General features: G+C 63.1%; 24 protein-coding genes. 11 read left to right on the top strand and 13 right to left on the bottom strand.

The window, feature by feature from the left end; all coding sequences use genetic code 11:
* Positions 1–19: 19 nt before the first annotated feature.
* The 3 genes from EV286_RS09420 to EV286_RS09410 all read right to left on the bottom strand — a co-directional run bounded on the left by EV286_RS09420 (position 20) and on the right by EV286_RS09410 (position 1,669).
* Entirely contained in the window at positions 20–262 is a 243-nt protein-coding gene (locus tag EV286_RS09420) for a DUF2188 domain-containing protein (protein WP_132956755.1), read from the bottom strand.
* A gap of 144 nt (positions 263–406) precedes the next feature.
* On the bottom strand, positions 407–595 hold the full coding sequence (locus EV286_RS09415; protein ID WP_132956754.1) for a hypothetical protein: 189 nt from the start codon (positions 593–595) through the stop codon (positions 407–409).
* A gap of 510 nt (positions 596–1,105) precedes the next feature.
* Positions 1,106–1,669, bottom strand: a complete 564-nt coding sequence (locus tag EV286_RS09410; RefSeq protein WP_132956753.1) for a hypothetical protein — start codon at positions 1,667–1,669, stop codon at positions 1,106–1,108.
* A 187-nt stretch (positions 1,670–1,856) separates the two neighbouring features.
* Here EV286_RS09410 and uvrB point away from each other — a divergent pair, with 187 nt between their 5' ends.
* Positions 1,857–4,748, top strand: coding sequence for an excinuclease ABC subunit UvrB (uvrB, locus tag EV286_RS09405; protein ID WP_132956752.1), 2,892 nt, complete (start codon positions 1,857–1,859; stop codon positions 4,746–4,748).
* 239 nt (positions 4,749–4,987) lie between these two features.
* Entirely contained in the window at positions 4,988–5,278 is a 291-nt protein-coding gene (locus EV286_RS09400; protein WP_132956899.1) for a GIY-YIG nuclease family protein, read from the top strand.
* Positions 5,279–5,505: 227 nt separating this feature from the next.
* Here the strand turns inward: EV286_RS09400 and EV286_RS09395 are convergent, their stop codons facing one another.
* Together EV286_RS09395 and EV286_RS09390 are read right to left on the bottom strand one after the other, a co-directional pair.
* On the bottom strand, positions 5,506–5,817 hold the full coding sequence (locus EV286_RS09395; protein ID WP_132956751.1) for an antibiotic biosynthesis monooxygenase family protein: 312 nt from the start codon (positions 5,815–5,817) through the stop codon (positions 5,506–5,508).
* A gap of 202 nt (positions 5,818–6,019) precedes the next feature.
* Entirely contained in the window at positions 6,020–6,202 is a 183-nt protein-coding gene (locus EV286_RS09390; protein WP_245500654.1) for a hypothetical protein, read from the bottom strand.
* Between the two features lie 320 nt (positions 6,203–6,522).
* On the opposite strand from EV286_RS09390, the gene EV286_RS09385 reads away from it, so the two are divergent.
* The 3 genes from EV286_RS09385 (at position 6,523) to EV286_RS09375 (ending at position 8,898) form a co-directional block, all read left to right on the top strand.
* Positions 6,523–7,110 (top strand): DUF922 domain-containing protein, encoded by a 588-nt coding sequence (locus EV286_RS09385; RefSeq protein ID WP_132956750.1) that lies wholly within the window; start codon positions 6,523–6,525, stop codon positions 7,108–7,110.
* A gap of 725 nt (positions 7,111–7,835) precedes the next feature.
* On the top strand, positions 7,836–8,339 hold the full coding sequence (locus EV286_RS09380) for a hypothetical protein (RefSeq protein WP_132956749.1): 504 nt from the start codon (positions 7,836–7,838) through the stop codon (positions 8,337–8,339).
* Between the two features lie 10 nt (positions 8,340–8,349).
* Complete coding sequence (locus EV286_RS09375; RefSeq protein WP_132956748.1) at positions 8,350–8,898, top strand: isochorismatase family protein; 549 nt, start codon at positions 8,350–8,352, stop codon at positions 8,896–8,898.
* A gap of 62 nt (positions 8,899–8,960) precedes the next feature.
* Here the strand turns inward: EV286_RS09375 and EV286_RS09370 are convergent, their stop codons facing one another.
* Positions 8,961–9,530, bottom strand: a complete 570-nt coding sequence (locus tag EV286_RS09370; RefSeq protein ID WP_207909788.1) for a J domain-containing protein — start codon at positions 9,528–9,530, stop codon at positions 8,961–8,963.
* Between the two features lie 394 nt (positions 9,531–9,924).
* Between EV286_RS09370 and EV286_RS32860 the strand changes: the two genes are divergently transcribed.
* Both EV286_RS32860 and EV286_RS09360 read left to right on the top strand, forming a co-directional pair.
* Complete coding sequence (locus tag EV286_RS32860) at positions 9,925–11,214, top strand: tlde1 domain-containing protein (RefSeq protein ID WP_132956746.1); 1,290 nt, start codon at positions 9,925–9,927, stop codon at positions 11,212–11,214.
* Positions 11,215–11,585: 371 nt separating this feature from the next.
* The gene (locus EV286_RS09360; protein WP_132956745.1) at positions 11,586–11,798 is read left to right on the top strand and encodes a cold-shock protein; all 213 of its coding nucleotides are present in this window, start codon (positions 11,586–11,588) and stop codon (positions 11,796–11,798) included.
* 109 nt (positions 11,799–11,907) lie between these two features.
* On the opposite strand, the gene dusA is transcribed toward EV286_RS09360, so the two are convergent.
* Together dusA and EV286_RS09350 are read right to left on the bottom strand one after the other, a co-directional pair.
* Positions 11,908–12,912, bottom strand: a complete 1,005-nt coding sequence (gene dusA / locus EV286_RS09355; RefSeq protein WP_132956744.1) for a tRNA dihydrouridine(20/20a) synthase DusA — start codon at positions 12,910–12,912, stop codon at positions 11,908–11,910.
* 167 nt (positions 12,913–13,079) lie between these two features.
* Entirely contained in the window at positions 13,080–13,562 is a 483-nt protein-coding gene (locus EV286_RS09350; RefSeq protein WP_132956743.1) for a DUF1643 domain-containing protein, read from the bottom strand.
* Positions 13,563–13,947: 385 nt separating this feature from the next.
* Between EV286_RS09350 and EV286_RS09345 the strand changes: the two genes are divergently transcribed.
* Both EV286_RS09345 and EV286_RS09340 read left to right on the top strand, forming a co-directional pair.
* Positions 13,948–14,646, top strand: a complete 699-nt coding sequence (locus EV286_RS09345; RefSeq protein ID WP_132956742.1) for a fumarylacetoacetate hydrolase family protein — start codon at positions 13,948–13,950, stop codon at positions 14,644–14,646.
* Between the two features lie 15 nt (positions 14,647–14,661).
* A complete protein-coding gene (locus EV286_RS09340; protein ID WP_132956741.1) occupies positions 14,662–15,189 on the top strand; it encodes a gamma carbonic anhydrase family protein in 528 nt (175 codons plus the stop codon).
* Between the two features lie 115 nt (positions 15,190–15,304).
* On the opposite strand, the gene EV286_RS09335 is transcribed toward EV286_RS09340, so the two are convergent.
* The 5 genes from EV286_RS09335 to EV286_RS09315 form a co-directional block, all read right to left on the bottom strand.
* Positions 15,305–15,661, bottom strand: a complete 357-nt coding sequence (locus EV286_RS09335; RefSeq protein WP_132956740.1) for a hypothetical protein — start codon at positions 15,659–15,661, stop codon at positions 15,305–15,307.
* 10 nt (positions 15,662–15,671) lie between these two features.
* A complete protein-coding gene (locus tag EV286_RS09330) occupies positions 15,672–16,112 on the bottom strand; it encodes a hypothetical protein (RefSeq protein WP_132956739.1) in 441 nt (146 codons plus the stop codon).
* A 161-nt stretch (positions 16,113–16,273) separates the two neighbouring features.
* Complete coding sequence (locus EV286_RS09325; RefSeq protein WP_132956738.1) at positions 16,274–16,672, bottom strand: Fur family transcriptional regulator; 399 nt, start codon at positions 16,670–16,672, stop codon at positions 16,274–16,276.
* Positions 16,669–17,496, bottom strand: a complete 828-nt coding sequence (znuB, locus tag EV286_RS09320; protein ID WP_132956737.1) for a zinc ABC transporter permease subunit ZnuB — start codon at positions 17,494–17,496, stop codon at positions 16,669–16,671. The genes EV286_RS09325 and znuB overlap by 4 nt, the downstream gene beginning before the upstream one ends.
* Positions 17,489–18,445 carry a metal ABC transporter ATP-binding protein gene (locus EV286_RS09315; protein ID WP_245500653.1) on the bottom strand — a complete coding sequence of 319 codons (957 nt, stop codon included), beginning with the start codon at positions 18,443–18,445 and terminating at the stop codon, positions 17,489–17,491. The genes znuB and EV286_RS09315 overlap by 8 nt, the downstream gene beginning before the upstream one ends.
* 100 nt (positions 18,446–18,545) lie before the next feature.
* Here EV286_RS09315 and znuA point away from each other — a divergent pair, with 100 nt between their 5' ends.
* Together znuA and EV286_RS09305 are read left to right on the top strand one after the other, a co-directional pair.
* On the top strand, positions 18,546–19,505 hold the full coding sequence (gene znuA, locus EV286_RS09310; protein ID WP_132956736.1) for a zinc ABC transporter substrate-binding protein ZnuA: 960 nt from the start codon (positions 18,546–18,548) through the stop codon (positions 19,503–19,505).
* Positions 19,506–19,584: 79 nt separating this feature from the next.
* Positions 19,585–20,790, top strand: coding sequence for a GTP-binding protein (locus tag EV286_RS09305; RefSeq protein ID WP_132956735.1), 1,206 nt, complete (start codon positions 19,585–19,587; stop codon positions 20,788–20,790).
* Positions 20,791–21,003 lie beyond the last annotated feature (213 nt).

Below are 21,003 nucleotides of genomic sequence, written 5' to 3'. Positions count from 1 at the left end.
TGCCGACGGTCCTCGCGGCTCAGATGTCGTCCACGACATCGGCCGCGGGACGATCCTGGCCGGCGGCATGCTCGCTGTGCCATTCTCCGTCCGCTGTCTGGTATCTGATGGTCGTGTCCTGGCCCGCGAGCTGCTGGCGGCGAGCTGCGTTCCTGGCAGCGGCAAATGCTGCGTCGTGGCTGCGAAACGGCTCCGACCAGACGTCGTCCAGCCTGTAGGCGAAGCCTTCGTCATGAACACCGACGTGGTAGGTTATGTGCATCGTCACCGCTCCTCTATTTCCATGACGCCTCGCTTTCACCGGCCGCCGCCGGGTCGAGTGAGGTTTCGCCCTTGGCAGTCTGTTCTCTGTGAATGTCGGTTCCTGCCGTCATGCGCTGGTATGGAGGGAGAGCTCGGCGGGCCGCTAGCGACTGGCAACGATTGCCTCGGGCGCCGTCGGAACGAACACGCGGACCTGCTGCTTTGGCGGGTCGATCAGGCTCGCGGCCACGCCTAGGTAGACGACGATGAGAAGCATCGCGCCGCCGATGACGGTTAGCGGAAAGGCGGTCGAAAATTCGTCATTTCGGTGCTCGTCACGCTTCCGGCGCATCCTATGCTCCATCGCTTGGTATCTCGATGCGAACAGTTAAGCCGGCCGCAAGCCAGACGTATTGCGCATTCTGATCGGTCCTTGAATGTTCAGGCTCAGGACTTTTCAATCCGTCCAAAGCAGATAGCCTTGGTGATATTTTTGGCGCCGCGCGCGACATGCAATCGTACGCGCGGCGTGACGAAGATCGGGCATTGGCGGCGGATGGATGTTCGTCATCAGCTGCGCGCTCAGCAGCTTGTTTGAGCCGCGCTTCAATTGCGTATCGTTTGCAGCCCGGTATCTCGGTACCATCCCAGATGGTTCCATAATCTATCTTATGCGATATTTGTATGCCGAGGGGTGCATTCTATTTTCAAGTGCGACATGCCAATGATTTCAATGGCTTCACTTTGTCCGCCGGAACAGCCAGCCTTGTTCGCATCTTCGTCTGCAGCAAGGAAGATTATTGGTTTAGGCTCTTTAGCCGCGTCGTCGTACGCAGCACGCGACCACAGCTAGACCCGGCATCTAGTCCTCAAAAGGACCGTTGGGTGCGACCCCCGTTGTCGGATCGTAGTCGAATAACTCCAAGACCGTTCCGGACGTTGTTCCAAACTTGAATTGGTTCGAATCCACGGACCGCCTCTTTAGCTTGAGCAGTCTTTTGCCCGCCGACAAAATCCAGATGTCGCTGTACGCTGCATAGGGAAACAGATGCCACGTTGCCTTATACCGCTTTACCATTTTGCCGCGCTCTTTGAATTCGCCGAGGAACTCGCACGAACTGAATCTCGGACCGAAACGATCTAGTGTAGACCACTCAGTGCGGTCGAAGCGCCTCCATTTCGCTTTCCTCAGTTCTCGGTGGTATATCGTCTCGTCGTCAATACGCATTTCGGCAATCTGCTTGACAGAACCGTCCGACCGAAAATCGTAGAGCTTCTCGCTGTAGAACTTACTCGACCGAGTCGCGACATATGCGTAGTTGACATCGACACAGGAGGGATCCTCCTCGATGTCTAGAACAGCGAAAGCCGGCGCCGGGTTCACTAACGCAATCCACAGTCCAATGGAAATCGCAAGCTTAGGCAAATTCCCACTCCCGGCATTGCTATGGCTTTGGTTTGTTGTTTTGGCTACGTTATCGCGTATTTAAGCTAGATTCAACGAAAAGTAGAATTTTTGCCCGTGCCCGAGTCCGGAGATCTTCGAGCATTTCGTTTCCCTTTTGTACTCTTTGCCTCTTCCTTTTCGCACTGACTCTCTCCATATTCCGTCCATGGCCAGATCTCCGAAGAAATCCCCCGCCCCGAATGGCTTCGAGGAAGCCCCGCAATCGTCCTTTGAAGGCGCGCCGCTCGGCGGCTCCGTCGCCGATTGGGTGAAGCAGCTCGAGGCCGAGGCGGAAGCATCCGGCGTGGAGAGCCAGCGCGAAATCGCCTCCAAGGCGGGCCGGCATCGCAAGAAGGTGGAAAACGAGGCGCGCAAGCATACTGAGGCCGTCAGCGTCAACAAGAAGGCGACGGTCGGCAAGACCGCCCGAGGCGTTTCGATCGGCGGCTCGAGTGATCCGAAGACCCGCGCGGCGGCGGGCCTCAATCCGGTTGCCGGCCTCGACATTGCCCTGGAGGATGCCGCCAGCATTGCTCCTGGCGCCGTTACCGCCACGGTAGATGCCCTGGCGAAGCTCATCGAGAGCGGCAATCCGCTGCACAAGAACGGCAAGATCTGGACGCCGCATCGCCCTGCCCGCCCGGACAAATCCGAAGGCGGCATCGAGATCCGCATGGACAGCGAATATCAGCCGGCCGGCGACCAGCCGACGGCGATCCGCGACCTCGTCGATGGCCTGTCGAATGGCGACCGCTCGCAGGTCCTGCTCGGCGTCACCGGCTCCGGCAAGACCTTCACCATGGCGAAGGTGATAGAGGCTACCCAGCGTCCCGCGGTCATCCTCGCGCCGAACAAGACCCTGGCTGCACAGCTCTATTCCGAGTTCAAGAACTTCTTCCCGAACAACGCGGTCGAATATTTCGTTTCCTACTACGACTACTACCAGCCGGAAGCCTACGTGCCGCGCTCGGACACCTATATCGAGAAGGAATCCTCGATCAACGAGCAGATCGACCGCATGCGCCACTCCGCGACGCGCTCGCTGCTTGAGCGCGACGACTGCATCATCGTCGCCTCCGTCTCCTGCATCTACGGTATCGGCTCGGTCGAGACCTATACCGCCATGACCTTCCAGATGAATGTCGGCGACCGACTGGACCAGCGCCAGCTTTTGGCAGACCTCGTCGCCCAGCAATACAAGCGCCGCGACATGGACTTTACCCGCGGCTCCTTCCGCGTGCGCGGCGACACGATCGAGATCTTTCCGGCCCACCTTGAAGATGCCGCCTGGCGCGTCAGCATGTTCGGCGACGAGATCGACGCCATTACCGAATTCGACCCGCTCACCGGTCACAAGACTGGCGACCTGAAATCGGTGAAGATCTACGCCAACTCGCACTACGTTACCCCACGCCCGACGCTGAACGGCGCCATCAAGGCGATCAAGGAGGAGCTGAAGCTCCGCCTTGCCGAACTGGAAAAGGCCGGTCGCCTGCTGGAGGCGCAGCGCCTCGAGCAGCGCACCCGCTACGATGTCGAGATGCTGGAGGCGACCGGCTCCTGCCAGGGCATCGAGAACTATTCGCGCTATCTCACCGGCCGCGATCCCGGCGATCCGCCGCCGACGCTGTTCGAATACATCCCCGACAACGCCATCGTTTTCATCGACGAGAGCCACGTCACCGTGCCGCAGATCGGCGGCATGTACCGCGGCGACTTCCGCCGCAAGGCGACGCTTGCCGAATATGGCTTCCGCCTGCCCTCCTGCATGGACAACCGCCCACTCCGCTTCGAGGAATGGGATGCGATGCGCCCGGATACGATCGCCGTCTCCGCCACGCCCGGCAACTGGGAGATGGAGCAGTCCGGCGGCGTCTTCGCCGAACAGGTGATCCGCCCGACCGGCCTCATCGATCCGCCGGTCGAGGTCCGCTCCGCCCGCAGCCAGGTGGACGACGTCCTCGGCGAGATCCGCGAGACCGCCGCCGCCGGCTACCGCACCCTCGTCACCGTGCTCACCAAGCGCATGGCCGAGGACCTCACCGAATACCTGCATGAGCAGGGCGTGCGCGTCCGCTACATGCACAGTGACATCGACACGCTTGAACGTATCGAGATCATCCGCGACCTGCGCCTCGGCGCCTTCGACGTCCTCGTCGGCATCAACCTTTTGCGCGAAGGCCTCGACATTCCCGAATGCGGTTTCGTCGCCATCCTCGATGCCGACAAGGAAGGCTTCCTTCGCTCGGAGACCTCGCTCGTCCAGACCATCGGCCGTGCGGCGCGAAACGTCGACGGCAAGGTCATCCTCTACGCCGATACGATCACCGGCTCCATGCAGCGGGCGATGGACGAGACGAGCCGCCGCCGCGAGAAGCAGATGGCCTACAACCTGGAGAACGGGATCACGCCGGAGTCGGTCAAGGCGAAGATCTCCGACATCCTTGATTCGGTTTATGAGAAGGATCACGTAAGGGCCGATATCTCAGGCGTTTCCGGCAAGGGCTTCGCCGATGGCGGCCATCTCGTCGGCGGCAACCTGCAGGCGCATCTCAATGTGCTGGAAAAGCAGATGCGCGATGCCGCCGCCGACCTCGACTTCGAGAAGGCCGCCCGCCTGCGCGACGAGATCAAGCGCCTCAAGGCCGCCGAGCTCTCCGTCATGGACGATCCGCTGGCGCGTGAGGGTGAGAAGTGGTCTGCGGAGCAGACGAAACGATCCAGTGAATCGTTTCGAACGACGAACGCCCCGAGCCAAAGCGAAGGGCCGGTCTCGGCTGCGGCGAACGCAACCGCGGATCAATCGAAATCTCTTTTCCAACGCCCCAGTCTCGACGAAATGGGGCGCGACATCCAGGAACACGGTGGCCGTTCCCTCTTCCGCAAGAACGACCTGGACGAAATGACTGTCGGCCGCACGGAGAAGCCGGTCACGGGCAAGGTCCCGGACAAGCCGATCATCCGCGCCAAGCCCGGCGTCGGCTCCTACGAGGACCCGGTGGACGAGAAGCAGCGCAAGGGCCGCACCAAGGGCAAGACCGGCCGCCCCGGCCGCTAGCCGCCTCGACCTTTTCGGGATACCGGCGCCCCGCCTCCCCACCTCCGTCACCCCGGACCTGATCCGGGGTCCAGACACCGCGCGTCTGCGCGGTGAATGAATCGATTCCCGGCGGCTTAGGTTTTCCGCGCGATGGACATCGCGCCACTGGATGCCGGGTCAAGCCCGGCATGACGCAAAAATCCAAGCGACTGCAATCAGGAATTGCTCTGGCTCCGCATTTCCCGCATCATTCCTTCATGAAGGGCTACGTCTACATCCTTGCCTCGCAGCGCAACGGCACGCTCTATACCGGCGTGACGTCCGATTTGGCGCGCCGTCTCTACGAACATCAGAACGATCTCACTCCGGGCTTCACCAGCCGTTACGGCATCAAGACGCTCGTCTGGTTCGAGGAGCACGATCTCGTCACCGATGCGATCGCACGCGAAAAGACCATCAAGAACTGGCCGCGAAAGTGGAAGCTCGACCTCATCGAGGCGATGAACCCGGAATGGCAGGACATTGCCCATTTCCTGCACGGACTCTAACCCCGCACCTCCTCCACCTCCCCGTCACCCTTCCGCCTCTCCCGCCGTCACCGCCGCCAACCCGCGGTCTCGCCCTACCGTCCACGCTCCGCCTCTCCCTCCGTCACCCCGGACTTGATCCGGGGTCCAGTGCGCTCAAGTCCTTGAGCGCAAAAGACTCCCCTGCGCCGCGGACGCGGCGCGGCTGGATGCCGAATCAGGTCCGGCATGACGGGTGGCGGGAAGCCTCAGTCGAAGCGTTCGTCGATGTGCTGCACCTGCTCCGAAATCACGTTGTCGATCACCACATGCGACAACAGCACCGGCCCCACCGCCCATAGCTCGCGCATATGGTCGGTATCCTCGTGCCGGCGATGCGCCTCCTCGCTGGTGAATGCCTCCGCCAGCAGGATTCTGTCGGGATGGTCGGGCATCGGCACCAGTTCGATATAGAGGCAGTCCGGATCGAGCCGGCTCCTCTCCAGATGGTTCCGCGCCGCCGCGAGATATTCCTCCCGCTTCCCCGGCTTTGTCGTGAAATACCCGACGATCAGCTTCATGCATCCCTCCCCGCTGTGATCCGGGTCGAAGGTCACTCATGGTTGCGTGGAAGGCAAGAGGGCTCACATCTCTCTCCGTCACCCCGGACTTGATCCGCGGTGCAGCGCGCTCAAGTCCTTGAGCGCAAAAGACTCCCCTGCGCCGCAGACGCGGCGCCGCTGGATGCCGGATCTGGTCCGGCATGACGGGCGGCGGGAAGCCTCAGTCGAAGCTTTCGTCGATGTGCTGCACCTGCTCGGAAATTGCGTTGTCGATCACGACATGCGACGGCAGCCGCGGCCCTACCGCCCAGAGTTCACGCACATGGTCGGTATCCTCGTGCCGGCGATGCGCCTCCTCGCTGGTGAATGCCTCCGTGGCTGATTGAAGGGCAAGAGGGCTCAAGCCCGCCTCCGTCACCCCGGATTTGATCCGGGGTCCAGCGCGCTCAAGTCCTTGAGCGCCAAAGACTCCCTCGCGCCGCAGACGCGGCGCCGCTGGATGCCGGATCAGGTCCGGCATGACGGGTAGTGGGAAGCCTTCGGCAGAAGCATTCGTCGATGTGCTGCGCCTGCTTGGAGATGACGTTGTTGATCACGACATGCGACGGCAGTTGCGGCCCGACCGGGGGCGGAAAATAGCCTCCCTCCGCAGACGGCAACGCTACTCCGGCCTCTCCGCTTCCCCCTTGCCCCCCGCACCCCCTCTCCCCTAATCTCCGCCCCATGCGCCACCTCCTCCCCCTCGCCCTCCTCGCTCTCCCCACCCTCGCCCACGCCGCCGACTGGCAACCGGTCGAGCAAACCAAGACCTACCCCGTCACCGGCACCACCGGCATCGAGCTTTACCGCTCGATCGGCGAGCGCGGGCCGGCGGCGGGGACCGGCAGGGCGATCGCCCACACCACCTTCAAGCTCACCTGGACGCGTGACTACCGCCCGCAGCCGGACGGCGCCTGCGTGCTGGCCGTGGCGCGGCCGAAGCTCGTCATCACCTACACGCTGCCGAAAGCGCCGACGAACCTGCCGCCCGCCACGCGCGCCAAGTGGCAGAACTTTGTCGCCGGCATCGAGCGGCACGAGCGGGTGCATGGCGCGCACGTCATCGACATGGTGAAAGAGATCGAGGCCTTCAGCCTCGGCCTGTCGGCCCCCGCCGATCCGAAATGCCAGAAGGTCCGCGCCGTGCTGCAGGCCCGCCTCGGGGAGATCTCCAACGCAAAGGTCCGCCGCGACGCCGAGTTCGAGCGCAGCGAAATGGGCGCCGGCGGCAACGTCCAGCAACTGGTACTCGCCCTCGTCAACGGCTCCTAGCCTCCCGGCGCCGCCCGGTCGTCGCATTCCGCGCCGCTGTCCTCTGCGCCCCGCTGCGTTTCGTCATCCTCGCCCTTGAGGCGAGGTTTCAGGCGCAACCACTTGAAATCCGGATGCTCGGTGCGCAAGCATGACAGCGGGTGGAGGTGCGCGTCGCGGCATCTCCCGCACGGGGACGATCCCGCAACTCACACCCAGCAATCCCAATCGCTTGGGCGAATTCCCGTCCCCCTTCGTCCCCGCCCGGCAGACCCATGCCTACACTTGCCTCGTCCCGTCATCGGATACACCGGAAGGCGTTCCGGCGAGGCGGGGCCGGTGCCGCAGGTCGGGGACGGACGCAAGAGCCGGCCGGCGGGGTCCGCGGAACATGGTCTTCCCCTGGCGACACGGGGCGCAGGCGAAAGGGCGTCGGGCCGGCCCCTGCCTGCGGCTGCCCGTAACAGCGCGCCAGGCGCGCCTGTGTGGCGACGCAAGGTGGCAGGCCTCAAGGCTGCGTCGGATCGCATGTCCGACCGGATCTCGGGGTGCCGACGGCTATCAGCCGGACGGCCTGCCGCCGCAGAAGGACCGAAGTCGCGGGCACAAACAGCCGAAGCGGGGCACGTCAGGGTGTCACTCTTTATTCACTTGCCAGGCACTCGACGTGCTCCGGCCGAAACCTTTTCAAGCCACGGGCGGAGACGCCGCGTGAGAGCAAAGCCGTGCGTCGAGAGGAGAATCGCATGACCCAATCCGAAGACAATGAGCCCGACGAGGCGAAACACCGCCTGCTCATGGCGCGCACGGCCGACATGCTCGCGGTGCCGAGCCAAATCTGCCTGTGCCGCGCCTGCCACCGGGCCGGCAAGTGCTGCATGATCCTGGTGCGGAGCAGCGAGCCGGCCTGCCTCATTTTCCTGCTGCCGGAGGAGCGGCAGGCCTTCGACGAGTTGCTGGCGGAGGTCCGATCCGTCGAGGAGCGCATGGGGATACTGCCGCGCCAGCCGATGCCGGCCGATCCCGAGGCCTGCGCGCTGCAGGAGGCGGCGATCGAGATCATCGTCGCTGCGCTCGGCTCCCACCCGCTAAACCGCCCCCACCTCCGCCGCTGGCTTCGCCAGTTGCAGGCCCGCCCGACCGCCGGCATCGCGAAGGGCGAAGAGGTGGTCTCCGGCGATCGCATCGGACAAGGCACCGACGACCAAGGCCAGATCTCGCATCTTGCCTCGCCTCGCCCATGCCGCTAGCGTTCACCCCATGACACAGAAAACCGCGAACCCTGCCCCCGTCGTCGTCATCGACCTGCAGACGGGACTTCTTGATGGCGTCGCCGAGCCGGCGGTGCACGGCGCCGGCGGGCTCGTTGAGCGCGCCCGCGAAATCATTGGCTGGGCAAGGCAGGACGGCCGCAAGGTCGCCTTCGTTCGTCATGACGGGCCGGAGGGCGATACGCTGACGCCAGGAGCGCCAGGCTGGCCGGTTTCGCCGGCGCTCGGCCAGCGTGCCGACGAGCCAACATTTTCCAAGAGCGTCGGCGATGCCTTCAGCAACCCCGATTTCGCCGCCTGGGTGGCCGGTCAGGGCGCGGGCGAGGTCGTGCTGCTCGGCGCGCAGACGGACTTCTGCGTTGCCGCGACCGTCCGCGGCGCGATCGCTGCCGGGCTCGGCGTGACTGTTGTCTCCGATGCCCACAGCACCGTCGACGGTGAGCAGGAAACGGCGCCCGACATCATTGCCCGCCACAACGCAGAATTCGCCGCCGCCGGCGCAACGCTGAAGACGACCGGGGCGCTGACCGGAAAGTGACCGGATGCGCTCGATGGGCGCATCTAACCCTCCGGTGACGCAGCGAGCCTGCCGGAGGCAGTCTATTCCGCCGCCTCGCCTCGCGCCTCGATGAGTTCCAGCTCGTAGGAATAGCCTTCCAGCATCTTGTAGGCATGTTCGATCGCGTCGATCTGCCCCTCCGCCTTGCGGATCGCCTCGCCGATCGACTGGCTGCGGGCGCGCAGCATCGAGCCGAGCACGTCGGTCTCCGGCCGGCGGCCGAGCCGGTCGATGTGCTGGCGCACGCGGTTGCGGTGGCGCTCGAGCTCGAGGATGTGGAAGCGGTTCTTGACGATGTCGTCGGAAAGCTTGCGGCGCATGGCGGCGACGGGATCGAAGCTGCCGGGCTCCCGCTCGTCGAGGATGAACTCGTTGACGAGCGTCTCCAGCATCAGCGCCCCCTCGAGATCCTTCGGGTCGGCAAGCTGCGGGTCGTAGCCGGTGTCGTCATAGACCTTGCGGCGCACCGGATCCTGCAGCAGCTCGTAGGCGGTCTGCAGCCTTCCGAAATTCTCGGCATCCCCGCCGGAATCGGGATGGGCGGTCTTCACCGCCCTTCGCCAGGCGCGCCGGATGACTTCCCCGCCGGCGTCGCGCGCAATTCCAAGCATGACATAGGGATCGATCACACCGTCACCTGCCTTCCGCACTTCCCTCACGCTTCGACCTACCGCATTCGGCCGCGAATCGGAACTTCTTTTCGATTGGCCCACATGGCCCAGGCACCCGTCCATGGCACAATGTTTGACCGCAGTCGGGACGAAATTGTGGAGGGATCGGGTCCTCCCATGATTTCCACCGCATTGAAAACGGTCACCGCATGGTGACTTCAGGGTGCCGAAAACCCAAGATTCGCCACGAACGGCCCATCTCCGCGCCCCGATTCGAACGAATTCCGGCCTCGTAAACACATTAGTTACCATAACGCATCATCATTTGAGGGTGGTCGGCGGCGCGTCTGCGCAAGCCCACCGGTTTGCGTAGCGCGTTCAGAATGCGGGTATCATGACAGTTGCGATCGAGAGTTTGGGCGGCATCGGCCGCATGGGCCTGAATCTGCGGTTCGGGGGAACGCGCACCCTTCTCGCCGGTGCGGCGTTCATGACAGTCGCCCTGGCGGCTACCACGTGGCTGCTGGCAACCCTTGCGACGATGCAGACGGTCACCGTGCCGCTGGCACCCGGCGCGGCCGAGCTCCATGCCTTCCCGGAGCGGGAGCGCACACTGCGCCAGGTCACGCCGGCGCCGGAACGCCTCATCCACGTCTCGAAATTTTCCCGCCTTCCGCTGCCGGCGAGCATCGGCGAGCGCATGGCAGCGAAGGCGGCGCCTTCCCAAGGCAATGACAAGCTCGTCGCCATGCTTCGGGCAAAGGCAATGCCGGCTCCCGAGCCCGTTCAGGTCGCAGCCCTGCCGGCCGCGCCTCCCGGTTCCATTCATCCCGAAGCCGCCCCGGCGAAACCCGCTGCGAGCAGCCCGGTCGTTGCCATGGTCTCCCCGGCCCCGGTCGAGGCTCGCCCCTCGACTGCTGGCCCGCAGGTCGCAGCGACCGAAGCGGCCGCGCCCGCAAAGGCCGGCGACGGCGGCACGACGGCAAGCATCCCGGCCGGCAACAAGCCCGTGACGGTGGAAGTTGCCGAGGCAGTCACGAAGCCGGAGGCTTTCGACGATGCCTCACCCTTTGGCCTTGTGCTGGTCGAACCCTCCGAGGCGCCTGTCCCGACGACACGGCCGGCCATGCCGGCAAGGCCCGCCGCTACGCCGGCGTCTCGCCCGGCCGCTCCGGTGCTTGCCTATGCGCCGACGGTCGACGAGAACGATGACGACGAGGTTCCGCGCGCCGGCCGCTCGGGCGTGCCTGGCCTCGCCCGCGGCGTCGCTGTCTACGATATCGAAGCAGCAACGGTATACCTGCCGAGCGGCGAGCGGCTGGAGGCGCATTCCGGCCTTGGCAAGATGCGCGACCGGCCGAGCTATGCCAATCAGCGGATGCGCGGTCCGACACCGCCGCACACCTACGACCTCACCATGCGTGAAAGCCTGTTCCACGGCGTGGAGGCAATCAGGCTCACGCCGATCGGCGGCGAGGATGCGATCCACGGCCGCAACGGTCTGCTCGCACACACCTACATGCTCGGCAGGGGCGGCGATTCCAACGGCTGCGTCTCCTTCAGGGACTATCGCCGCTTTCTGGCCGCCTACAAGCGCGGCGAAGTACGCCGCCTGGTCGTCGTACCGCGCCTGCAAGCGACGCCTGCTTCGCGGTTCGCCTCCCTCTTTGGCCGGAGAAGCTAAGGATCGCCGCTCGGTTTCGGCACGGAATCCCGTTCCGATACAGTCTCGGCATGCCCTTGCTTACCATTTAGCAAGTCCCTGAATCTTTAAGGATTCCAGTATAGTGCCAGAATGTGCCACAATATTGTCGCTTGCCTTTTGCGCCGAAAGCTGTCACGAAGTGCGGTACTCGGGCATATGCATGCCGGTGACTGGACTGATGTGGTAATGTCTCCTTGGAGGAGACGGCGCGGGCGAATTCCGCGCGCGTAGACGTTCTTTCCCCGTACGTGACTTCTCGACTGGCCTGTCGCGCGAGCGAAGGCAAAGCCGTCCGCCTCCTCTCGAGGGTGCGGATACCTAACTGAACTAAGGGAAAAGGACTTCTCCCCATGGCCACCAAGGGCACCGTAAAATTCTTCAACCAGGACAAGGGTTTTGGTTTCATCACGCCGGACGGCGGCGCGAAGGACGTATTCGTTCACATCTCCGCGCTGCAGGCTTCGGGCATCCAGACGCTGCGCGAAGGCCAGATCGTCACGTTCGACACCGAGCCGGATCGCATGGGCAAGGGCCCGAAGGCTGTCAACATCCAGGCTGCCTGATAGAATTTCTGCGTAAGGCAGATGGACGGCGCTCCGCAAGGGGCGCCGTTTTCGTTTCAAGGCCTTGATGTCGTTGGGGTACCGGCGCCGATGGCGGACATTGGCTCGCTCAGGCGCTGACCGCCACATCGCCCTCGACGAATTCCACGGCGGCGAAGGCGGCAGCGATCACCTCTGGTCCCGCTCCGGGCCGGTTTGCGTCAGTGGACAGGATCTGTCGGTAGCGGCGGGAGCCCGGCAGGCCGGTAAACAGCCCCACCATGTGGCGGGTTACATGGCCGAGGCGACCGCCGGTGGCGATATGCTCGGCGGCATAGGCCATCATCCTGTCGCGGATATCGAACCAGTCGATCTCGATGGCCGGCGCGCCCGAGAAGCGGTGGTCGACATCGGCAAGGATGGACGCATTCTGGTAGGCCGCGCGCCCGAGCATGACGCCATCGACATGGTCGAGATGAGCTTCCGCCTCGTCCAGGGTCTTGATGCCGCCATTGATGCCGATGAAGACGTCCGGCCAGCGCTGCTTCATGCGATAGACGATCTCGTAGTCGAGCGGTGGGATCTCGCGGTTTTCCTTTGGTGACAGGCCCTTGAGCCAGGCCTTGCGCGCATGGACCCAGATCGCGTCGGCGCCACTGTCGAGCACCTGCGAAATCAGATCCGGCAGTGCCTGCTCGGGATCCTGCTCGTCGACACCGATGCGGCATTTGACCGTGACCGGCACGCGGGCGACCGCCTTCATCGCCGCGACGCTGCGCGCCACGGTCTCCGGCTCCAGCATCAGGCAGGCGCCGAACGTGCCTGATTGCACCCGGTCGGAGGGGCAGCCGACATTCAGGTTGATCTCGTCATAGCCAAAGGGTTCCGCGAGCCTGACGGCCTCGGCAAGCTTGCGCGGATCCGACCCGCCGAGCTGAAGCGCCACCGGATTCTCCGAAGCGTCGCGGGCAAGCAACCCGTCACGCGGGCCGTGGATGATCGCGTCCGCCACGACCATCTCGGTATAGAGCAGCGCCGTCCGGCTGATCTGGCGGTGAAAGAAACGGCAATGACGATCCGTCCAGTCGATCATCGGCGCGACGGCGAAAACCTTGTTTTTATGGTTATTTGGCAATTCTGCCCATCCAATCGTTCTGCTGCGGCTCTTGTTGCTCGTGAGTTCGCATTGCGCCTAGATAGTTTAGCGGCATCAAAATGAAAAGCCCGGGTGGGCGGCAACTGCGTCCCGGGCTGCTGGATCATACCTTGCCGACCTCTCTCGCGCGAGCGTCGCCTTGCGATCTACTGCCACTCGATCAACGGCGTGTCATATCCGAGCATCAGCGGATGCTTCGGATCTCCTGATCTGGTCTTGCCGAAGTGGAATAGCGGCTTGCCCGAGCGCATGAGCACCTGCAGCAGTTCGGCTGGTCGCTCGCGCTTTGACAGCGGCAGCTTTGAATTGCTGCCCCAGCAGGCAACCAGGATGTCAGCCTCGGCGATGATCTGCATGATGTGGCTCCAGTGGATGTCGTCGCAGTCCGGCACATCGCGGCCAAGCTCCCTGACATCCGTAGCCCGGTAGCTGAAGACGTTGCCGACTATGAATTTGCGCCCGCCGTTGCGGATCGTGAAGCCGCGCCATTTTCGGACAGTCGCGTCGTCCAGTTCATGGTCGGCCGTCGAAGGATTGATGCCGAAATAGGCAAACACCCTTCCCTCTCCCTGCACGTCGCGATCGAGGCGGTAACGGTATGCGCCGCAAGGCGAAAGGATTGCCTTCACCGCCTTCCCCTCGGTTGCGCATGTCTTTCGGGCCTTTCTCGAAACGAAAAGGAATGCAGCGGCAATGCTGTGCCGATCCGATCCGCATGCGTGTGGATATTAAGCTTCTGGAATGGGTGCATAGAGGTCAAGCTGGTGCGCATCGCAACGGGCTGTAGAGATTTGCCAGCCGTCTTGTGCGTGCCCTCGCGGGGGACGGCGGGAGAGATCCGGTCAGTGCCCAGCCCAGGAGGTCCGGATCTTCTCCAATTCCGATCAGGGACTCTACTTGGCCAGAGAAGGGCGGCCCGGGAAAGACATTTCCTCATGGCTCCAATTACGGCTAGGATTACTGGCGGAATCAAGACAACCGCCCAAAATCCCTAGCCTGGACAAGCCAAAAAAGATGCCCGAACCCATCGCTACCGTCATTCCCCTGCCGCAGCCAGCCCTCCTGCCCGTCGACGGCACAGCGGCGCTCTTTCCCGTGCGGCGCGTCTATTGCGTCGGCCGCAACTACGCCGACCACGCAATCGAAATGGGACATGATCCCAATCGCGAGCCGCCCTTCTTCTTCCAGAAAAACCCGGACAACCTGCTGTCGCAGGGCAATGACTTCCCCTACCCGCCGCTTTCGGCTGACGTTCACTATGAGGTCGAATGCGTGCTCGCGCTGAAGTCGGGAGGCGCCAACATACCGGCGGAAAAGGCGCTCGACTGCGTCTATGGATATGCCGTCGGCATCGATTTCACACGACGCGACCTGCAGGGCGAGGCCAAGAAGGCCGGGCGCCCCTGGGAAGTCGGCAAGGCCTTCGAATACTCGGCGCCGGTTTCGGTGATCGCGCCCGTCGAGCGCATCGGCCATGCCTCTTCCGGTGCGATCTGGCTCGATCTCAACGGCAAGCGCGTACAGGACGGCAATCTCGACCAGATGATCTGGAAAATTCCGGAGATCATAGCCGAGCTCTCGAAGCTCTTCGTCCTGGCACCGGGCGATGTCATCATGACCGGCACGCCGGCCGGCGTCGGCGCGGTCCGCAAGGGCGACAGCATTGCCTGTGGCGTGGAGGGCGTTGGCACGCTCTCGCTTTCGGTGGTCTGATCGAGGAGGACTAGGATGCCACTCTACTCATTGGGAGGCCTGCGGCCAAAGACGCCTGCGGCCGGTCTCTACTGGATCGCGCCGGATGTGCACATCATCGGCCAGGTGGTGATCGAGGAAGAGGTCGGCATCTGGTTTGGCGCGGTACTGCGTGGCGACAACGAGCCGATCACCATCGGCAGGGCCACGAACATACAGGAGGGCACGATGGTCCATACCGACCCCGGCTCCCCGGCAACGATCGGCGAAGGCTGCACGATCGGCCATCATGCGATCATCCATGGCTGCACCATCGGAGACAATTCCCTGATCGGCATGGGGGCGACGGTGCTGAACGGTGCGAGGATCGGCAACAACTGCCTTGTCGGCGCCAATGCGCTCGTTACCGAGGGCAAGGAGTTCCCGGATCGTTCGCTGATCGTAGGCTCACCGGCAAGGGTGATCCGCACGCTCGACGAGGAGGCAATCGAGGGGCTGCGCCGCTCCGCGAGGAGCTATGTCGCCAACTGGCACCGCTTCGCACGGGATTTAAGGGAGCTGTGACGCAGGGTCCCGCTCCCGCGAGTTCATCCGTCGATACGACGATATGGCCGTTCATGACAACGACGATCGCGCATGCCGAGACCGGCACCGGATCAGTTCGTTCCAAGGCAGCGGCTCACAAAAGCAAGGTGATCCCGGTGACGTTCCTGATGGCGCTCCTGAGCAACTGGAACACCGAGTTCAATATCTTCTGCGCAACTGTATAGGCCATGAAGGCGAACTCCCGTAGCGCGCTATTGAGATTGATCTCCAACAGATGAAGACTACCGTCCGCCTCTTTCCTGGTGATCTGCTTTTTGCTCAATTGCGCCATGACGGTCGCGGTCTTTTCAGCGATGAAGCTCAACTGATAGGTCATCTCGTTCCTAATCAGGTTCCATTGCCCTGCGGCGGTGTCTATCACCACCTGAAGAAGTCCGTTTCGCAGTTCGTCTACCGAAGTCGGCTTGAACGTCTCGAAGTTGATTGGCATGCATCTCCCCCTACTTGAGCATTCCTTCCATTGTTTTTGGAATTGCGCAGGTATTCCTGACGGTCGAGAGATCATCCAGCGTTCTCACCGCCTGACCACTTTCCTTGAAGGTCGTACGCGAAAACTCGATCGCCTCCCGGCAACTCTTGATATTGGCGGCACTCAAGCGAGCGGCCTCGGCGGATGGCTGGCCGCTCAGGTAGGCCGGCCTTCTGTCGGCAACATCCTGGGCCTCCCCGATTTCGGCCAATGCGTCGATGTAATAACCTTCCGCATCGGAGTAGCGGAGCTTGCCGGGCGCCTTTGTCTCGATGGCGGTTTCCAGTTTTGCCAGGCTTGAGTTTGCCGCAGAAAGCCTGTCATAGATCGTCGCGTCGAAGGTCGGCGCAAAGCTGACGCACGCAGCTATGGGCAAGGCAAGCACGAGTGCCAAGAGACTGCGAACCGCCATCGGAAGACCCTTCCCCAGGAGACAGCCAATAGTAGCATCGCAGATTGGAAATGCAATAATATAGTGTATTTATGGGATATGCGTATTAGGGGTTGTGACCGATTGCATAGCAAAAGTCCAGCGGGCCTCTGGCTTCCCGTTAATTTGACTTGCGCAATTGCTCAGGCGCAGGCGGCGCAACGGCCGCGGATCTCGATCGTTGCCTTCTCGGGCTTGAATTTCTGCCCGCGGACCCATGACATCAGGCGGTGGTCGAGTTCGTGGTCGTGAAATTCCGTAACCTGTCCGCATTTGTCGCAGATGGCGAAGGCCACCAGTCCGTGGCTGTGGCAATCCTCGCCCGGATGGGCGCAGGCCACGAAGGAGTTGATACTTTCCAGCCGGTGGACCACGCCATATTCCAGGAGCTTCTCCAGAGCCCGGTAGACCTGCAGCGGCGCGCGGAATCCGCGATCCCTCAGCCTGTCGAGTATCGTATAGGCGCTGAGCGGCCCGTCAGCGTGCGACAGGACGTCGAAGACGAGCGTCTGGTTCTTGGTCAGTTGCGGAATAGCGTTCATGGGCGTTGTCCTTGGGCCTCGGCGGCCTGCCTCGCCTGCCCTCGCGTGAAGGGCAGCAAGCTCAGAATAAAGAGGATAAGCGCGGCGACGACGATGGAGGGGCCAGACGGCGTGTCGTAGCGCAGCGAACCGAAGAGGCCGCCGGCGACGGCGATCGCGCCGATCAGCGAGGCGAGCACCGCCATCATTTCCGGGGTCGTGGAAAGGCGGCGCGCCGTGGCGGCCGGAATGATCAGCAGCGACGTGATGAGCATGATGCCGACGATCTTCATCGCGATCGCGATGACGACGGCCATCAGCAGCATGAAGAAGAGCCGCGCCCTCTCCGGCCGCAGCCCTTCGGCCTCGGCAAGCTCGGGATTGACGGTTGCAGCGAGCAGCGGCCGCCACAGATAGGCGATCGCGCCGAGGACGAGCACGCCGCCGCCCCAGATGAGGTCGATATCCGATTGCGTGACCGCAAGGATGTCGCCGAAGAGGAAGGCGATGAGATCGATGCGCACCCACGTCATGAAGGCGACCATGACAAGGCCGATCGCCAGCGTGGCATGCGAGAGAATGCCGAGCAGCGCATCCGCCGACAGTGCCTGTCGACGCTGCAGGAAGAGGAGCAGGATCGAGACGGTCGCGGCGACCACAAAGACGGCAATCGTGAGGTTGAACTGAAACAGCAGCGACAGCGCAACGCCGAGCAGCGCGGAATGGGCGATCGTATCCCCGAAATAGGCCATGCGCCGCCAGATGATGAAGCAACCAAGCGGGCCGGTGGTGAGCGCAAGGCCGACGCCGGCGATGACCGCGCGGGTGAAGAAATCGTCAAACATGGCGGTCGTCCCCGGGGCGTTCGCCCCTATCGGCTGTCACCTCCTCGATGCGGGGATGTGGCGTATGGTCATCGGCCGAAGAGGGGTCGGCGCCGTGCTGGTGGAGGGCGACCGCATGGCCATGGCTGTGATCGTGGCCGTCATGGTGATGTCCGTCGCCCGGGTGGCAATGGTCGGTTAGCGAGCCGTCCGCATGCAGTACGCGTCCGTCGGGCAGGTGGGTATGGTCATGGTGATGGCTGTAGACGGCAAGCGTCTGCGCGGCTCGCGTGCCGAAGAGCTGCACATATTCGGGGCTGCGGCTCACCGCCTGGGGCGTGCCGCGGCAGCAGACATGCCCGTTCAGGCAGATGACGGTATCGGTTTCCGCCATGACCACATGCAGGTCGTGCGAGATGAGCAGGATGCCGCAGCCGGACGAGTTGCGGATCGACTTGATGAGGTCGTAGAGCGCAATCTCGCCGCTGAAGTCGACACCCTGTACCGGCTCGTCGAGGACGAGCAGGTCCGGCTTGCGGGCGATCGCTCGGGCCAGGAGTGCGCGCTGAAACTCGCCGCCGGAAAGATTCTGAACCTCAGCGCCGGCCATATGGGCGATGCCGGCCGCATCCAGCGCGTCGGTTATCTCGCGCTCCGGCAGAGGCCTGGTAAGCGTCATCAACCGCCGCACGGTGAGTGGCAAGGTCCAATCGATGGAGAGCTTCTGCGGCACATAGCCGACCTTGAGCCCGGCAAGCCGTTCGACGCTCCCCTCGTCCGGCTTCAGCACGCCGATCGCGGCCTTGGCACTGGTGGACTTGCCCGAACCGTTGGGACCGATGAGGGTGACGATCTCGCCGCGGCGCACGGAAAAATCGACGCCGCGCACGAGCCAGCGGCCGTTGCGCCTGACGCCGACATTGGAGAGGGAAACGAGCGGCGATCCCTCGTCTCTTGCGGGAGCAAACATCAATTTTCCATTCGCGCTGTTGCGCACTGCTATCGCACACGTTATAGCGTTACGCAATCTATGTAATAACATAACATACTCAATACCAGCGGAGTTGCCGATGAACGTGTCGAAAATTGCCCTCCTTGCCGCAGTGGCAACGCTCGTTTCGACGGCGACTTCTGCGGCCGACGCGCCTGATGTCGTCGTCTCGATAAAGCCGCTGCACTCGCTCGTCGCCTCCATCATGCAGGGTGTCGGCGAGCCGGAGCTTATCGTCGACGGTGCGGCCTCTCCGCATACCTACAGCCTCAGGCCCTCGAATGCGCAGGCACTGGAGAAGGCCAAGGTGATCTTCTGGGCGGGTCCCGGCCTCGAGGCATTCCTGCAGAAGCCGCTGGAGGCGCTCGGAACCAATGCCCAGGTGGTGGAGCTCGACAACGCACCCGGTCTCGTCAAGCTTCCCTTCCGCGAGGGCGGTGCCTTCGAAGCCCATGATGACGGCGATCACGACCACGCCACTGAAGCCCACGAAGACGGTCACGATCATGACCACGGCGAATTCGATACGCATCTATGGCTCGACCCGATGAACGCCAAGGCGATGGCGCAGGAAATCACCATGACGCTCGTTGCCGCCGACCCGGCCAATGCCCTGACCTATGAGGCAAACGCCAAGGCGCTCGACGACAGGCTCGACGCGCTCGACACAAAGATTGTCGATGTCGTCAGCCCTGTCAAAGACAAGCCCTTCATCGTCTTCCACGATGCGTATCAATATTTCGAACACCGCTACGGCGTGCGGGTCGCCGGCTCGATCACCGTCAACCCTGAGACGATACCCGGCGCGGCGAGGATATCGGATATCCACGCGAAGGTCGCTGAACTCGGTGCCACCTGCGTCTTTGCCGAGCCGCAATTCGAGCCGCGGTTGATCAATGTAGTGATCGAGGGCACCCCGGCGAAGTCGGGCGTGCTCGACCCTGAGGCGGCGACCCTGAAGGCCGGGCCGGACCTCTATTTCGAGCTGATGCACGGCATCGCGCGGTCACTCAAGGACTGCCTCGCGCAGGAGAGCTGACGGATGAAGGCGGATCTGGGTGTCCGCCTTTTTCAGTACTCGACATGTAATATTATAACATTAACAAGGAGCGGTAATCGTGAAAGAAAAACTGCCTGTCACTGTGCTTTCCGGCTTCCTCGGCGCCGGTAAGACCACCCTGCTCAACCACGTTCTCGGCAATCGGCAAGGCATGCGCGTCGCCGTGATCGTCAACGACATGAGCGAGGTCAACATCGATGCCGCGCTGGTGCGCGATGGCGGCGCCAACCTCTCGCGGACGGAGGAGCAACTGGTGGAGATGACGAACGGATGCATCTGCTGCACGTTGCGCGATGACCTTCTGAAACAGGTGCGCGAACTCGCCGAACAAGAGCGCTTCGACTATCTGCTGATCGAATCGACAGGGGTCGCGGAACCCCTGCCCATCGCCACCACGTTCGAGTTCCGCGACGAGGACGGCAAGAGCCTCTCGGACGTCGCGCGGCTCGACACGATGGTGACTGTCGTCGATGCCGCCAATCTGCTCGCGGATTACGGCTCCGCCGACTTCCTCCGCGATCGCGGCGAGACGGCCGGCGATGGTGACGATCGCACGATCATCGATCTCCTCGTAGAGCAGATCGAATTCGCCGACGTGGTCGTGCTCAACAAGATCTGCACGGCAACGCCGGAGCAACGCCAAGCTGCTCGCAAGATCGTCGTTGGCCTCAATCCGGATGCACGGCTGACCGAGACCGATTTCGGCAGGGTGGAACTCGACGACGTCCTCGGAACCGGCCTCTTCGACATTGCCAGGGCCGAGACGCATCCGCTCTGGTACAAGGAACTGCACGGCTTCAAGGATCATGTGCCGGAGACGGAGGAATACGGCATCCGCTCCTTCGTCTATCGTGCGAAGCGCCCCTTCGACCCGATGAGGTTCCAGGCCTTCCTCGACCGGTCGTGGCCGGGCGTCGTGCGCGCCAAAGGCTTCTTCTGGCTGGCGACGCGGCCGGACCATGTCGGTGAGGTAAGCCAGGCGGGTGCCCTGGTCCGTACCGGCAGGATGGGCATCTGGTGGGCGGCCGTGCCGCGCGAGCAGTGGCCGCGCGATCCGGGTTTCACGAGGGCAATCGGCCCCTATCTCGATCCGGTCTGGGGCGACAGGCGCCAGGAGATCGTCTTCATCGGCGCTGATCCCATGGACGAGCGCCAAATCAGGCGCGATCTCGATGCCTGTCTCGTCGACGCAGATGCATTCACGCCGGCACGTTGGCGTAACCTTCCCGATCCCTTCGCAAGCTGGAGCAGGCAGGTCGCATGACGGAAGGTAAGCCGATCGCGTTCCGCTGCGTGTGCATAGAATGCGAGCTGGGGAGTTCCAGCCCGGCCGATGCGCCGGTCGACCTGAACCGAGAGGCCGGTCGGAGGCGACACAAGTCAGTGAGGATCAGGGTTGCTCGGGCCTCGGCTGGGGGATGGACGTGGAGAGTTGGCGCGACGGTTACGATCGCTGTCGCCACTTCTGTCGTTATTC

The organism is Rhizobium sp. BK251 (genome assembly GCF_004345245.1).
Lineage (GTDB): Bacteria > Pseudomonadota > Alphaproteobacteria > Rhizobiales > Rhizobiaceae > Rhizobium.
The sequence above is the reverse complement of the archived record's forward strand: the minus strand, read 5'-3'. Positions and strand labels throughout refer to the sequence as shown.